Origin of the sequence: Enterobacter cancerogenus (assembly GCF_019047785.1) — a bacterium.
Lineage (GTDB): Bacteria > Pseudomonadota > Gammaproteobacteria > Enterobacterales > Enterobacteriaceae > Enterobacter > Enterobacter cancerogenus.
Window position 1 is genome coordinate 611778 of record NZ_CP077290.1, and the last position, 14124, is coordinate 625901.

At 54.4% G+C, this 14124-nt stretch carries 15 protein-coding genes and 1 pseudogene; 11 read left to right on the forward strand and 5 right to left on the reverse strand.

Annotated elements, in window-relative coordinates; translation table 11 throughout:
* Positions 1–153: 153 nt before the first annotated feature.
* Positions 154–1514, forward strand: a pseudogene (locus tag I6L58_RS02810) (MASE4 domain-containing protein).
* A gap of 37 nt (positions 1515–1551) precedes the next feature.
* Here the strand turns inward: I6L58_RS02810 and slyA are convergent.
* On the reverse strand, positions 1552–1992 hold the full coding sequence (slyA, locus tag I6L58_RS02815) for a transcriptional regulator SlyA (protein WP_006174947.1): 441 nt from the start codon (positions 1990–1992) through the stop codon (positions 1552–1554).
* 187 nt (positions 1993–2179) lie between these two features.
* Between slyA and I6L58_RS02820 the strand changes: the two genes are divergently transcribed.
* The 3 genes from I6L58_RS02820 to I6L58_RS02830 are packed head-to-tail and all read left to right on the forward strand — an operon-like array spanning position 2180 to position 5312.
* Positions 2180–2416 (forward strand): DUF1656 domain-containing protein, encoded by a 237-nt coding sequence (locus tag I6L58_RS02820; RefSeq protein WP_006174946.1) that lies wholly within the window; start codon positions 2180–2182, stop codon positions 2414–2416.
* A 2-nt stretch (positions 2417–2418) separates the two neighbouring features.
* On the forward strand, positions 2419–3282 hold the full coding sequence (locus I6L58_RS02825; protein ID WP_088207410.1) for an efflux RND transporter periplasmic adaptor subunit: 864 nt from the start codon (positions 2419–2421) through the stop codon (positions 3280–3282).
* Entirely contained in the window at positions 3279–5312 is a 2034-nt protein-coding gene (locus tag I6L58_RS02830) for an FUSC family protein (RefSeq protein WP_088207411.1), read from the forward strand. Before I6L58_RS02825 ends, I6L58_RS02830 begins: the two co-directional genes overlap by 4 nt.
* Here I6L58_RS02830 and sodC read toward each other — a convergent pair.
* From sodC to I6L58_RS02845, 3 genes are all read right to left on the reverse strand, one after another.
* The gene (gene sodC, locus I6L58_RS02835; RefSeq protein ID WP_006174943.1) at positions 5291–5809 is read right to left on the reverse strand and encodes a superoxide dismutase [Cu-Zn] SodC; all 519 of its coding nucleotides are present in this window, start codon (positions 5807–5809) and stop codon (positions 5291–5293) included. The two genes, I6L58_RS02830 and sodC, sit on opposite strands and share 22 nt — an antisense overlap.
* Before the next feature lie 81 nt (positions 5810–5890).
* On the reverse strand, positions 5891–6787 hold the full coding sequence (locus tag I6L58_RS02840; RefSeq protein WP_088207412.1) for an aldo/keto reductase: 897 nt from the start codon (positions 6785–6787) through the stop codon (positions 5891–5893).
* 48 nt (positions 6788–6835) lie between these two features.
* Positions 6836–7075, reverse strand: a complete 240-nt coding sequence (locus I6L58_RS02845) for a DUF1289 domain-containing protein (protein ID WP_006174941.1) — start codon at positions 7073–7075, stop codon at positions 6836–6838.
* A 148-nt stretch (positions 7076–7223) separates the two neighbouring features.
* On the opposite strand from I6L58_RS02845, the gene eptA reads away from it, so the two are divergent.
* The 5 genes from eptA (at position 7224) to rnt (ending at position 11897) form a co-directional block, all read left to right on the forward strand.
* Entirely contained in the window at positions 7224–8864 is a 1641-nt protein-coding gene (gene eptA, locus I6L58_RS02850) for a phosphoethanolamine transferase EptA (protein ID WP_088207900.1), read from the forward strand.
* Positions 8865–8890: 26 nt separating this feature from the next.
* Complete coding sequence (locus tag I6L58_RS02855; protein ID WP_006174939.1) at positions 8891–9490, forward strand: TetR/AcrR family transcriptional regulator; 600 nt, start codon at positions 8891–8893, stop codon at positions 9488–9490.
* A gap of 54 nt (positions 9491–9544) precedes the next feature.
* Positions 9545–10642: an alkene reductase gene (gene nemA, locus I6L58_RS02860; RefSeq protein ID WP_006174938.1), complete on the forward strand. Its 1098-nt coding sequence runs from the start codon at positions 9545–9547 to the stop codon at positions 10640–10642.
* A 100-nt stretch (positions 10643–10742) separates the two neighbouring features.
* Positions 10743–11150, forward strand: coding sequence for a lactoylglutathione lyase (gloA, locus tag I6L58_RS02865; protein ID WP_006174937.1), 408 nt, complete (start codon positions 10743–10745; stop codon positions 11148–11150).
* A 96-nt stretch (positions 11151–11246) separates the two neighbouring features.
* Positions 11247–11897: a ribonuclease T gene (gene rnt / locus I6L58_RS02870; protein WP_088207414.1), complete on the forward strand. Its 651-nt coding sequence runs from the start codon at positions 11247–11249 to the stop codon at positions 11895–11897.
* Positions 11898–11939: 42 nt separating this feature from the next.
* Here the strand turns inward: rnt and grxD are convergent, their stop codons facing one another.
* A complete protein-coding gene (gene grxD, locus I6L58_RS02875; protein WP_006174935.1) occupies positions 11940–12287 on the reverse strand; it encodes a monothiol glutaredoxin 4 in 348 nt (115 codons plus the stop codon).
* Positions 12288–12625: 338 nt separating this feature from the next.
* Here grxD and I6L58_RS02880 point away from each other — a divergent pair, with 338 nt between their 5' ends.
* Together I6L58_RS02880 and sodB are read left to right on the forward strand one after the other, a co-directional pair.
* Positions 12626–13396, forward strand: a complete 771-nt coding sequence (locus I6L58_RS02880; protein ID WP_088207415.1) for a C40 family peptidase — start codon at positions 12626–12628, stop codon at positions 13394–13396.
* Between the two features lie 122 nt (positions 13397–13518).
* Positions 13519–14100 carry a superoxide dismutase [Fe] gene (gene sodB / locus I6L58_RS02885; protein WP_006174933.1) on the forward strand — a complete coding sequence of 194 codons (582 nt, stop codon included), beginning with the start codon at positions 13519–13521 and terminating at the stop codon, positions 14098–14100.
* Positions 14101–14124: the final 24 nt, after the last annotated feature.

The following is a 14124-nucleotide window of genomic DNA, read 5'->3' on the forward strand; positions in this document are numbered from 1 at the left end:
ATCTCACATGAATATCTGTCATCCGTTTTAATTGCTAAAACATATTCATCTTATTCATAATTACTTCCCATAATATATTGCTCCTGCGCAAAGTAATTTTTGCATATCATCGCTAAACTCGCCGCCTTTATTCATTTTTTTGTTAAGATTATTATGCTTGCGATTGGTCGATATGTAAAAAATAGATACATTCCTTTCTTTTTGGGGAGCTTTTTTGTTATAGGGATATTACATTTCCTGTTTTTGCAACTCGTTAAACACGTCCCCTCTTTTTCACCTTTGTTATTCCCCACGCTGACCATTTTTTTGCTGGTCTTTCATTCGGTTATCGCCTGCTTTATGGTGATGAAATACTGGTGTGACAAACGGCGGTTGTATCTTGTCGCTATCGCGCTTGCCTTTACCGGCTCTGCGTTGCTGATGGTCGGGACGCTCTCCAGCTTTCCGGCGTGGCTGAACCTCTATCAGTTCAGTACCATCAACTATAACGATGCGATGATCTATTACATGTTTCGCCATATCCTGATGGCGGTGTTGTTTATTGTATCTGCCCTGCTGTACGTCCTCCGGAATGTTCCCCTTTCGCGCATGACGCATACTTCTCTTTTTTTTGGCATGCTTCTTTTTACCGTAGTGATCATTGCCCTCGCCTGGTTTTACTCCAGCCATTCGTCGTTTTTCTCTCTGGACCTGATCGATAATGAAACCCGACATTTTATGGCTATATGGAACCGGGTGATTAACATTATCTTAATCGTGCTGTGGGTCGCGACGTTTGTCACGCTGATGATTATTACCCGGATACGTAATATGTTTTGGGTCAGCGGTAATTTTTTATCGTTGTGTTATATCGGGACGCTTTTGATGATGCTGTTAGCCGGGCAGGCTGAAGATATTTCCTGGTATCGTGCGCGTTTATTTGAGACCATTGCCACGCTGTTGATTATATTTGTTCTGCTTTATGATGTATTTAATCTCTACCGCGAATCGCATTTGAAGTATCAGCAGTCTTATCAAAACTCCATACGTGACCCTCTTACGCGTCTGTACAACCGCAGTTACTTTTACGACGCCCTCAACCATTCGCTGCGCAGCGCGAGCCGTACCCAGCCGGTTTCCGTTGTCGTAAGCGATCTCGTCGCTTCAAGCGTATCAACGACTGCTACGGGCACCTTCAGGGCGATAAGGTATTAAAATTTGTCGCCAGGCTGCTGATGGACTCGGTGCGACCGGATGACATTGCTGCGCGTATCGGGGGCGAAGAGTTCGTTCTGATGCTGGCGAATACCCCGCCGGAGACGGCTCGCCAGGTGGCGGAGCGGATCCGCGAGAAGCTCAGCAGCTTCGATAAAAACAGCAGCGAGGAACAACTGCCTGAACCCATTACCATCAGCATGGGTGTCTTTACAGCGACGTCAGCCGAAACGACGGCGGAAACGTGCGTGGAGTGCGCCGATAAGGCGATGTATGAAGCGAAAGAGACGGGTCGCAACCGGGTGGTGGTTTACTCGTGAAAAAAAGGCCTTGCATCAGCAAGGCCTTTTTGCAGGATCAGTCGCGCGACTGGAGTTCGTGGATGTTTTGCTCGAGGCGAGCAACAAGCCCGATGAGCATCTCCAGTTCCTCAGGTGAAATCCCGGAGAGGATCTCCCCTCGCGTCTTGCTGATGACGGCCTCCATCTCGGTGATGATTGGCGCGGCTTTTTCAGTCAGTTTAATCCGCTTAGCGCGTCGGTCGCTGGCACAGGTCTGCCGGGATATCAGTCCCTTCTCCTCCAGCTGATCGAGCGTACGTACCAGCGAAGGCTGCTCAATGCCGATCGCCTTTGCCAGTTGAATTTGTGACTGGTCGGGCGGAAGCTGATGGATGTTATGCAGCGTAACCCAATGCGTCTGTGTCAATTCCAGAGGTTTCAGGCGATGGTCAATCAGAGCACGCCAGACGCGTACCAACCTTGCCAGATCAGAACCTAATGGCGATTCCAATTTCATCTCCTTATAATTAGCTTGCTAAGTTATTATACTGATTTTAGAATAGTGTGCAGCATTTGTATTGCCAAAACAAATGCAATACTGCATACAGCCGATGTTGTCAGTATGATTTACACTGAATATTCATGCGTCGTCATGTAAAAACAGGCCATCGTGGCATTCTCCTCACTGCAAAGGATCTCTGCTCGTGACGTTCTCGTTAAGCTCCGCGGGATTACCCCTCCAGGACCTGGTTGTCGGAGCATCCGTCTATTTTCCGCCGCTGTTTAAAGCTGTCCTGCTGGGCTTTTTGATCTGGCTTGTGGCACACCGCGTGCTGCGCGACTGGATGTACTCCGGCGAAATCTGGCATCCGATGCTGATGGATCTCTCCCTCTTTGCCCTCTCCGTGTGTCTTGGCCTTGCCGTATTGGTTGTGTGGTGAATATGTCCCTGAAAACGCTTAAATACTTTTCCACTCTTTTGGTTCTGGCGCTGGCACTCATCGCGGGTTGGTGGATGTGGAACTACTACATGCAATCGCCCTGGACGCGGGACGGCAAGGTCCGTGCGGAACAGGTCAGTATTACCCCCCAGGTATCGGGCACGATCACCGCGCTGATGGTGAAGGATAATCAGTTCGTTAAACAGGGTGAAGTGTTGTTCCGCATTGATGAGACGCCTTTCCACATTGCGGTCCTCAATGCGCAGGCGCAACTTGCTAAAGCCCAGTCCGATCTGGCGAAAGCCAATAATGAAGCCAACCGTCGTCGCCATCTGTCGCAGAACTATATTTCGGCGGAGGATCTGGACACCGCCAACCTCAACGTAAAAGCAATGCAGGCCAGCGTTGAGGTGGCACAGGCCACGCTGAAACAGGCGCAGTGGCAGCTTACCCAGACCGTGGTAAAAGCGCCCGTCGACGGCTGGATAACAAACCTCTCCACCCGCGTGGGCGATTATGCCACCACCGGACAGCCGGTCTTTGCGTTAGTCGACAGTCACTCGTTTTACGTGGTCGGCTACTTCGAGGAAACCAAGTTGCGTCACATTCAGAACGGCGCGCCAGCGACCATAACGCTCTACAGCGGCTCGCAAACGTTACAGGGTCACGTTTCCAGTATTGGCCGCGCCATCTACGATCAGAGCGTCGAGGCCGATTCAGGCCTGGTGCCAGACATCAAACCTAACGTGCCCTGGGTGCGTCTTGCGCAGCGCGTGCCGGTCCGGGTGGAGTTCGATACCCTTCCGCAAGGCATCACGCTGGTATCCGGTACCACCTGCACCGTCTCAATCGGGTCAAACCGATGAACCTGCGGGCGTTCTCCTGGCGCAATACGCCGTGGATCAAAGCGACGCGCCCGCAGTGGCGCTACGCCTTACGCAACGGCATTGCGATGTGTCTGGCGCTTACCGTTGCGTATTATCTCAATCTGGATCAACCCTACTGGGCTATGACCTCGGCGGCAGTGGTCAGCTTCCCGACCGTCGGCGGCGTGATCAGCAAAAGTCTGGGCCGCGTCGCGGGGAGTTTACTCGGGGCTACGGCCGCACTGATTATCGCCGGACATACCCTGAACGATCCGTGGCTCTTTTTACTGAGCATGGCCGGATGGCTTGGGTTTTGCACCTGGGCCTGCGCGCACTTCACCAACAACGTCGCCTACGCTTTCCAGCTGGCGGGCTATACGGCGGCGATCATCGCCTTCCCGGTCGTCAACGTGCTGGACACCACCGAGCTGTGGGACATTGCCCAGGCGCGCGTCTGTGAAGTTATCGTTGGGATCTTGTGTGGCGGGGTGATGATGATGATCCTGCCCAGTACCTCAGACGGTACCGCGCTTATCACCGCCCTGAAGACGATGCACGCGCGCCTGCTGGAACACGCCAGTCTGCTGTGGCAGCCCGACACCAACGATGATATTCGCCTGGCACATGAAAAGGTCATCGGCCAGATCCTGACCATGAATCTGCTGCGCATTCAGGCGTTCTGGAGCCATTACCGCTTTCGCCGCCAGAACACGCTCCTGAACTATCTTCTGCATCAGCAGTTGCGGATGACCAGCGCCATCTCCAGCCTGCGCAGGATGCTGCTGAACTGGCCCGACTCGCCTGTACATACCCGAGAGGTTATCGATACGCTGCTCGCCGCCCTCGCCCGACCGGATGCGAATATCTATACCGTGGCGCGGATTATCGCCCCGCTCGCCCCGACGGATGAATATGATTATCGCCACCGGGCCTTCTGGCAGCGCCTGAACTATTTTTGCCGGCTCTATCTGCGCAGCAGTCGCTGGATCCGGGCGATTGAGAATGCCACCCCGATAACAGAATTCGCCGTACCGGGCAGCCCGGCGCTGGCGCGCCATACCGATTATATGGAAGCCTTGTGGAGCGGGTTTCGCACCTTCTGTGCGCTGACGCTGGTTGGCGCATGGAGCATCACCACCCAATGGGAATCCGGCAGCGCCGCCCTCACCCTGGCCGCCATCAGCTGCGTGCTCTATTCCGTCGTCGCCTCGCCGTTCAACTCGCTGACGCTGCTGCTTCGCACGCTGGTGCTGCTGTCCTTATTCAGTTTTGTCGTCAAGTTTGGGTTGATGGTGCAGATAAGCGATCTCTGGCAGTTTCTGCTGTTTCTCTTTCCGCTATTAATCACCATGCAGTTGCTGAAGCTGCAAATGCCGAAGCTGGCGGGCCTGTGGGGACAGCTGATCGTCTTTATGGGGTCATTTATCTCGGTCACAAATCCACCGGTCTATGATTACGCCGACTTCCTCAATGACAATCTGGCCAAAATTTTAGGCGTGGGGCTGGCGTGGTTAGCGTTCGCCGTGCTGCGTCCCGGGTCCGATGCCCGTAAAAGCCGCCGTCATATTCGGGAGTTACGCAGGGGGTTCGTCGATCAGCTCAGCCGCAGACCGCATCTGCGCGAGAGTGAGTATGAGTCGCTGGTGTATCACCACGTCAGCCAGCTCAATAACAGTCAGGACTCCCTTGCCCGCCGCTGGCTGCTTCGCTGGGGCGTGGTATTGCTCAACTGTTCGCATGTGGTCTGGCAGCTGCGTGCCTGGGAGACGCGTTCCGATCCGCTGTCGCAGGTTCGGGATGTCTGTATCTCTCTGCTGCGGGATGTCATGAGCGAGCGTGGCGTTCAGCAGCGGTCGCTTAGCGTCACGCTCGCCGAACTGCAGCGCATTTGCGATACCCTGGCGCGCCATCATTTGCCTGCGGCGCGGGATTTAGCGTCGATAATCTGGCGGCTGCACTGTTCGCTGTCGCAGCTCGAACAAGCGCCGCCGCCGGGTACGATTGGCGATCAGATCACCCCGCAGGCGTAGCGTGCTCCCCCGCCGCCAAGCGGTTTAGGCTGATCGGACATGTTATCGCCACCAACGTGGATCATCAGCGACTTACCTTTTACCTCGTCCAGCTTTTTCAGCCGTGGCGCGGTTACGGGGTCCGTGGCTTTGCCATCGTTATTCACGACCAGCACCGGCAGGTCCCCTAAGTGCCCCATTCCTTCCGGGCCTTCATGCTTTCCGGTGTGCTCAGGATCGAGGTGGCCGCCCGCCGCTTCCGCCGCCGACGCTTTACCCTCTTTTATCGCGGGCTGACAACTGCCGTTGGCATGAACATGGAAGCCATGTTCACCGGGAGGAAGCGCTTTGAGATTGGGGGCAAACTCCAGTCCTTTGTCCGTTTCGGTGATGGTCACCGTCCCGATGGACTGGCCAACCCCCTGAGAGGTGACGAGATTCATTTCTACTTCATCGCTGGCTGCCTGCGCGCCTGCGCAAACAGCCAGTGCCACTAATGCCAGAGCAAAACGTTTCATGTAACCTCCGTTGATTATTTTTTGCTCCTTAAGTTTAAACCAGGAGCAGAGAAATCACCGGAAAGTCACCGCGTTACCCTTTCACGGAACGTCGTAACCGAGCGCCGCCTTGCGAATGCGGAACCACTGCTGGCGGGTCATCTGCAGTTCTTCAGCGCCCAGCGCGGCGCGCACGCGTTCAATCTTGCCGGAACCAATAATCGGCAGCGGTTTTGACGGCAGACGCAGGATCCACGCATACACGACCTGCTCAATGCTCTCAGCGTTGAGTTCACGGGCAACGGTTTCCAGCTCATCACGCAGCGGCTGGAAGGCTTCGTCATTGAACAGCCGTCCGCCGCCGAGGCAAGACCACGCCATAGGACGAATGCGCAACTGCTGCAGCTGGTCGAGCGTGCCATCCAGCAGCAGCGGCTGGTGAACCGGTGAAATCTCAACCTGATTAGTCGCCAGCGTGAACGGCAGACGCGACTGCAGGAGCGCGAACTGGGCTGGCGTAAAGTTCGAGACGCCGAAGTGGCGCACTTTGCCGCTCTGATGAAGATTGAGGAACGCTTCAGCCACCTCATCGGCATCCATCAGCGGATCGGGGCGGTGAATTAACAGCAGGTCGATATGGTCTGTGGCCAGATTCACCAGCGACTGCTCGGCGCTCTTAATGATGTGTGCGCTGTCGGTGATGTAATGGCCGAGGGCATGTTCAGGTTTTGCCGTGGTGGCGATACCGCATTTCGTCACGATCTCCATTCTGGTACGCAGCGCAGGCACACGTTTCAGCGCCTCGCCAAAGGCCGCTTCACACGCATAGCCGCCATAAATATCAGCATGGTCGACGGTGGTGATGCCAAGATCGAGGTGTTCTTCAATAAAGCTCGCCAGCTGGGGAGCGGACATATTCCAGTCCATCAAACGCCAGTAACCCATCACAAAGCGGGAAAATTCCGGGCCCTGCGGGGCAAGAGTAATACGCTGAACCATAACAATTTCCTCAGAGTAGTTATGTCATCAGTATACGCAATTACCTTGCTAAAACAGTGAAGGTTGCTGGGGTTCTTCGCTTTCAACCGCTTTGTTTGCGCGTAATTTGCGCAGGAGTCGCTGCCGGCACAGGCGAAGCACCTCCTGCTTTTGCGGATCGCTTAAATGTTGCCAGTTGAACCGTTCATCGCGGGTACGCATACAGCCGCGACAAAATCCGCGTTCATCCGACTGGCAAATCCCCCGGCAAGGGCTCTGGACGGGGAAAAACTCCAGCTGCTCTGCCACACACACCTCCGCAAACCGTTTATCACCTACAGTGAAGACGCTAAACACGGCGTCTGCAAGGGCTTTACCACAGAAATGTGGCATTAAGGTTTCACTAATCTTCCCGCCTTATACTCAACACATCACTATAAAGAATGGTTTGTTAATGATGTGGTTTGCCAAAAAGTTACACTGTAACGACATGAAGTTCACGCTCGGTTGTGCTCTCTTCTTCACCGCGCTAAACGCGTTGTTCATTCACCGCAGCTGGCAGATTATTGCCCCTGCTCATCTGCACGACATGCTGTTCGCAGCGTCTGTTCCGCTGGTGCTGTTTTGCGGCTGGGTCATTGTCTTCAGCCTGCTGAATATCCCGTTTATCCGCAAGCCGCTGATGATCATCCTGACCATGGGATGCGCCGCCGCCACCTACTTTATGTATACCTACGGTGCGGTTATCGACCAGAACATGATCGTCAACGTATTCGAAACCAATTCCCAGGAAGCCACCGCGCTGCTGACGCCGCAGATCGTGTTGTGGATTGTCATTGCAGGGGTGGTGCCGTCGGTGGTGCTGGCTCTGACGACGATCCGAGCGGGAAAATGGTGGTACGCCCTGCTCATGCGGGTCGCAGCCATGCTGGGCGCGCTGCTGGTGATCGTGCTGATCGCCTCCGTGTTTTATAAAGACTACGCCTCGTTATTTCGTAATAACAAAAGCATTGTGAAAATGGTCACCCCGGCGAACTACGTCAGCGCGGTTATCAAATACAGCAAAACCCGCTGGTTTGCAGGCAATCAAACGCTGGTGCGCATCGGGGAGGATGCCCATAAAGGGGCGCTGATTTCCGGTCAACAGAAGAAAACGGTTCTGGTCGTGGTCGTCGGTGAAGCCTCACGCGCGGCGAACTACTCGCTAAATGGCTATGGTCGCGAAACGACCCCGGAACTGGAAAAGCGAAAGGTGATTTCCTTTCCTCAGGCCTCGTCCTGCGGTACCGAGACCGCGGTGTCGGTTCCCTGCATGTTCTCCGGTATGACCCGAAAAAATTATGATGCCGATCTGGCCCATCACCAGGAAGGCCTGCTCGACGTGCTCCGCCATGCGGGCATCAACCTGCTGTGGCGTGATAATGACGGCGGTTGTAAAGGCGCCTGCGATCGGGTGCCGCACACGGACATGACGCAGTGGAAGCTGGATACATTCTGTAAAGACCAGTCCTGCATCGACGACGTCAACCTCTACCGTCTTGATAACGTGCTGGACGGGCTGAAACAGGACAGCGTTCTGGTCATACACCTGATGGGCAGCCACGGTCCGGCCTATTACAACCGCTATCCCAGCAGTTTCCGGAAATTCACCCCGACCTGTGATACCAATGAAATTCAGGACTGCGATCATCAGTCACTGATTAACACCTACGACAACACGATTCTGTACACCGACAGCGTGGTCAGTAAAACCATCGACGCGCTGAAAGCGCGCCAGAGCAGCATGAATACGGCGCTGATCTACCTGTCTGATCACGGTGAATCGCTGGGTGAAAGCGGAATTTATCTGCACGGCACGCCTTACATGCTGGCGCCGGAACAGCAGACGCACATTCCGTTCGTGTTCTGGCTCTCCCCGGACTATGCGAAAAACTTTGGCGTTGATGAGCAGTGCTTACGTGATTATGCAGCAAAAAATGCGGTGTCACAGGACAACTTGTTCTCAACGGTGCTGGGGATGATGGACGTGAAATCAACCGTTTATCAGCAGCAGCTGGATATTGTTAACGCATGCAGACACGAAATCGGCTTGCATTAGACCGAATGGTCTAATACAGTGCAGCGATGAGCAGACACACTGAACACGATACGCGCGAACATCTACTGGCTACCGGCGAGCGTCTTTGCATGCATCGCGGGTTTACCGGAATGGGGCTGAGCGAACTGTTAAAAACCGCCGAAGTGCCGAAGGGATCGTTTTATCACTATTTTCGATCCAAAGAAGCCTTCGGCGTGGCGATGCTTGAGCGGCACTATGCCAGCTATCATCAACGCCTCGCCACCCATTTTGCCCAGGGTGAAGGCAACTATCGGGATCGTGTGCTGAACTACTATCAGGAAACGCTGACCCAGTTCTGTCAGCAGGGCATTATTAGCGGCTGCCTGACGGTAAAACTTTCTGCCGAGGTGTGCGATCTTTCCGAAGATATGCGCGCAGCCATGGATAAAGGCGCCACGGGTGTTATCGCCCTGCTTGCACAGGCGCTGGAGAAAGGTCGCGACGAAAAAACGCTGGCCTTCTCCGGAGAGCCGTTAACCCAGGCGCAGGTTCTTTATGCTCTGTGGTTAGGTGCCAATCTTCAGGCCAAAATTTCTCGCAGTGCCGCACCGCTTGAAAGCGCCCTGGCACATGTGAAATGCACGATTACAGCGCCTGGCGTTTAGCAGGCGTTTTTTATTTACCTTGTTACTAGTCGACTGGTCTACTCAGGAGTCTTTATGTCCGATGAAAAATTATTTACCCCACTGAAAGTGGGTGCTGTTACTGCACCAAACCGCGTATTCATGGCCCCGCTGACCCGTCTGCGCAGCATTGAGCCGGGTGATATTCCCACCCCGCTGATGGGTGAATACTATCGTCAGCGCGCAAGCTCTGGCCTGATCATCTCCGAAGCAACCCAGATTTCCGCTCAGGCGAAAGGCTACGCGGGCGCACCTGGCCTGCACAGCCCGGAGCAGATTGCCGCGTGGAAGAAAATCACCGCTGGCGTGCACGCTGACGATGGCCGCATCGCGGTGCAGCTGTGGCACACCGGGCGTATCTCACACAGCAGCATCCAGCCTGGCGGCCAGGCACCGGTTTCCGCCTCGGCCTTAAGCGCCAATACCCGCACCTCCCTGCGCGATGAAAACGGCAACGCCATTCGCGTTGATACGTCCATGCCGCGTGCGCTGGAGCTGGACGAGATCCCGGGTATCGTCAATGATTTCCGTCAGGCGGTCGCGAATGCGCGTGAAGCCGGTTTCGACATGGTTGAACTGCACTCGGCCCACGGCTACCTGCTGCACCAGTTCCTCTCCCCGTCTTCCAACCATCGTACCGACCAATACGGCGGCAGCGTTGAGAACCGCGCGCGTCTGGTACTGGAAGTGGTGGACGCAGTGTGTAAAGAGTGGAGCGCTGACCGTATCGGTATCCGCGTCTCCCCGATCGGTACGTTCCAGAACGTGGACAACGGCCCGAATGAAGAAGCAGACGCGCTGTATCTGATTGAAGAACTGGCCAAACGCGGCATTGCCTACCTGCACATGTCCGAGCCAGACTGGGCGGGCGGTCAGCCATACACCGAAGCGTTCCGTCAGAAAGTGCGCGATCGTTTCCACGGGGTGATCATCGGTGCGGGCGCGTACACGCCTGAGAAAGCAGAAGATTTGATCAACAAAGGTCTGATCGATGCCGTTGCGTTTGGTCGCGATTTCATCGCTAACCCGGATCTGGTCGCACGTCTTAAACATAAAGCAGAGCTTAACCCTCAGCGTCCGGAAAGCTTCTACGGCGGCGGCGCGGAAGGCTACACCGACTACCCTACGCTCTAATCCCGTCATTGTGCATTGATAGCGGCGACACATCGCCGCTATACTAAAACATCGTTTCTGTTTAAAAAGATAATCCTTTCCATTGGTTAATGAGGAAATTATGCGCCTACTTCACACCATGCTACGCGTTGGCGACCTGCAACGTTCTATCGATTTCTACACTAACGTACTGGGCATGAAACTGCTGCGCACCAGTGAAAACCCGGAATACAAATACTCGCTGGCCTTCGTGGGCTATGGCCCGGAATCCGATGAAGCGGTTATCGAACTGACCTATAACTGGGGCGTGGAGAGCTATGACCTGGGCAACGCCTACGGCCATATCGCGCTGGAAGTGGATAACGCAGCCGAAGCCTGTGAACGCATCCGCAGCAACGGCGGCAACGTCACGCGTGAAGCGGGCCCGGTTAAAGGCGGCACAACCGTGATTGCCTTCGTTGAAGATCCGGACGGTTACAAAATCGAACTGATTGAAGCCAAAGACGCCGGTCGCGGTCTGGGCAACTGATCCCCCAGGGCGCATTTGCGCCCTGTTGTTTTACTGCATCCCCTGCCAAAATTTGCCATAATGCGCACTGCTTTTTTCCCCATGTAAGAGACCCTGATGTCCGATAACGCTCAATTTACCGGTCTGTGCGACCGTTTTCGTGGTTTTTATCCCGTTGTCATTGATGTAGAAACAGCCGGATTTAACGCTAAAACCGATGCGCTGCTTGAGATTGCCGCCATAACGCTGAAAATGGATGAACAGGGCTGGCTTACACCGGACACCACGCTGCATTTCCACGTTGAACCCTTCGAAGGGGCGAATCTGCAGCCCGAGGCGCTGGCGTTTAACGGCATCGATCCGAAAAACCCGCTGCGCGGCGCGGTGAGCGAGTACGACGCGCTTCACGCCATTTTTAAAATGGTGCGTAAAGGCGTGAAAGATAACGACTGTAGCCGCGCCATTATGGTGGCGCACAACGCCACCTTCGACCACAGTTTTACGATGGCTGCCGCCGAGCGCGCCTCACTTAAGCGCAACCCTTTCCACCCTTTCGTAACCTTTGACACAGCGGCGCTGAGCGGTCTTGCGCTCGGTCAGACGGTGTTGTCAAAAGCCTGCATCACCGCAGGAATCGAATTTGACGGCACGCAGGCGCACTCCGCGCTCTATGATACCGAGCGCACAGCCGAGTTGTTCTGTGAAATCGTGAACCGCTGGAAGCGGTTAGGCGGCTGGCCGCTGCCGATGGGCGAGAACGACGCATAAAAAAAGCGACCGAAAGGTCGCTTTTTTACAGGGCCGGCAAGCTTACTCTGCGCCCGGCTCTTCAGTTTTGTACTTCGCCGCAGTCTCTTTGATCAGCTGCTGCAGTTCGCCACGCTGATACATTTCGATCAGGATGTCGCAGCCGCCAACCAGCTCGCCATCAATCCACAGCTGTGGGAAGGTCGGCCAGTTTGCGTATTTTGGCAGTTCAGCACGGATGTCAGGGTTTTGCAGGATATCAACGTAAGCAAAACGCTCACCACAGGCAGACAGCGCCTGAACCGCTTGCGCGGAGAAACCGCAGCTAGGCAGCTTCGGAGAACCTTTCATGTACAGGAGAATCGGGTTTTCAGCGATCTGGCGCTGGATTTTTTCAATAGTGGTGCTCATGTTTTGCTTCCTTTAACTTCTGTTACGGCAATTGTCTGACATTGTAGCGGTTCAGACAGACATCGGAAAATAACATTTTAGTCACGTTTATATATTTTAACGTGTGTGGCTATAAGTTGCATTGAAAATGGTACTTACCCCTTCTCCCGCTAAGGTTTTGCTTAGGGAGTGAACAATAGTGCTACAGAACGATGAATTTTTTTGCACTTGCTAACGAAACACGTTTTTAGAGTGAAAAATGCTATTAACTTCCCGGGTTTTTATAGATTAGAATCGACGGGCTTTGTAAATCACACGCGGGCATTATTGATGGCCTGCAATTATCAGGGGACTGCCCAGTGGCGCGGATAAATAAAATCTCGATCACGCTCTGTGCTTTACTGTTTACATCACTCTCATTCACGCCAGCGGCGAACGCCTCTGAACAGGCGCGGCATTCTGCTGTACAAAAAACGCATCTGGCGAAAAACACAGAACGTAAGAAAAAAACTCCCGGCAAGACCGTTAAGAAAAAAACCACCGCTCAGACCAAACAGACCGCCTCCAGCAAGACCAAATCGAAAACCAAAACCTCCCGCACCCACACGCGTAAAACTACCCAAACAGCTGCCAGGCTCGTGAGCGAAAAATGCACGGTGCGCAAGGGGCATAAATCGACGTGCATCAAAGCCACCAAACTCGCGGAAGTGCATAAGGTGCGCATGCAAAAAGCGCAAAAGACGGCGATGAATAAACTGATGGGGCAAATTGGTAAACCCTATCACTGGGGAGGTTCCTCTCCGCGTACCGGTTTCGACTGCAGCGGCCTGGTCTATTACGCGTATAAGGATCTGGTGAAGTTTCGTATTCCCCGCACCGCGAATGAAATGTACCACCTGCGCGATGCGGCTCCGGTAAACCGTGGCGAACTCCAGAACGGCGACCTGGTGTTCTTCCGCACCCAGGGCCGCGGCACGGCTGATCACGTTGGCGTGTACGTCGGCAATGGAAAATTCATTCAGTCTCCGCGTAGCGGCCAGGATATTCAGATAACCTCTCTCAGTGAAGACTACTGGGTACGCCACTACGTTGGCGCGCGCCGGGTCATGACGCCGAAAACCGTCCGCTAACCCCTGCCCTGCTACCGTCGTAGCAGGGTAAGCTCCTCTTTTGCATACCCTTTTAATCTGCTACTCTATCCTTGTTGTCTGTAGGGTTATTGGCAACGTATAAAACAATAAGGAGAGAAGCAATGTCGTTCGAATTACCTGCACTACCGTATGCAAAAGACGCCCTGGCACCGCACATTTCTGCGGAAACCCTGGAGTACCATTACGGCAAACACCACCAGACCTACGTCACCAACCTCAACAACCTGATCAAAGGCACCGAGTTTGAAGGCAAAACGCTGGAAGAGATCGTGCGTAGCTCAGAGGGTGGCGTGTTCAACAATGCCGCTCAGGTGTGGAACCACACCTTCTACTGGCACTGCCTGGCACCAAATGCGGGCGGAGAACCTGTTGGTGAACTGGCCGAGGCGATCAACGCGGCGTTTGGCAGCTTCGCGGACTTTAAAGCGAAATTTACCGACGCTGCGGTGAAAAACTTTGGTTCCGGCTGGACATGGCTGGTGAAAGAGGCCAACGGCAAGCTGGCTATCGTGTCGACGTCTAACGCTGGTACACCGCTGACCACCAGCGCCACGCCGCTGATGACGGTGGACGTGTGGGAACACGCCTACTACATCGACTACCGTAACGCGCGCCCTAACTATCTGGAGCACTTCTGGGCGCTGGTTAACTGGGAATTCGTGGCGAAGAACTTCGCCGGGTAAGAGACACGCAGAAGGGTTCGCCCT

Bases quoted from the DNA above. Each gene is read 5' to 3' on its own strand.
- slyA (WP_006174947.1), bottom strand. From the start codon at position 1,992: ATGAAATTGGAATCGCCATTAGGTTCTGATCTGGCAAGGTTGGTACGC.
- rnt (WP_088207414.1), top strand. From the start codon at position 11,247: ATGTCCGATAACGCTCAATTTACCGGTCTGTGCGACCGTTTTCGTGGT.
- I6L58_RS02855 (WP_006174939.1), top strand. From the start codon at position 8,891: ATGAGCAGACACACTGAACACGATACGCGCGAACATCTACTGGCTACC.
- I6L58_RS02830 (WP_088207411.1), top strand. From the start codon at position 3,279: ATGAACCTGCGGGCGTTCTCCTGGCGCAATACGCCGTGGATCAAAGCG.
- sodB (WP_006174933.1), top strand. From the start codon at position 13,519: ATGTCGTTCGAATTACCTGCACTACCGTATGCAAAAGACGCCCTGGCA.
- eptA (WP_088207900.1), top strand. From the start codon at position 7,224: ATGTGGTTTGCCAAAAAGTTACACTGTAACGACATGAAGTTCACGCTC.
- grxD (WP_006174935.1), bottom strand. From the start codon at position 12,287: ATGAGCACCACTATTGAAAAAATCCAGCGCCAGATCGCTGAAAACCCG.
- sodC (WP_006174943.1), bottom strand. From the start codon at position 5,809: ATGAAACGTTTTGCTCTGGCATTAGTGGCACTGGCTGTTTGCGCAGGC.
- I6L58_RS02840 (WP_088207412.1), bottom strand. From the start codon at position 6,787: ATGGTTCAGCGTATTACTCTTGCCCCGCAGGGCCCGGAATTTTCCCGC.
- I6L58_RS02825 (WP_088207410.1), top strand. From the start codon at position 2,419: ATGTCCCTGAAAACGCTTAAATACTTTTCCACTCTTTTGGTTCTGGCG.
- gloA (WP_006174937.1), top strand. From the start codon at position 10,743: ATGCGCCTACTTCACACCATGCTACGCGTTGGCGACCTGCAACGTTCT.
- nemA (WP_006174938.1), top strand. From the start codon at position 9,545: ATGTCCGATGAAAAATTATTTACCCCACTGAAAGTGGGTGCTGTTACT.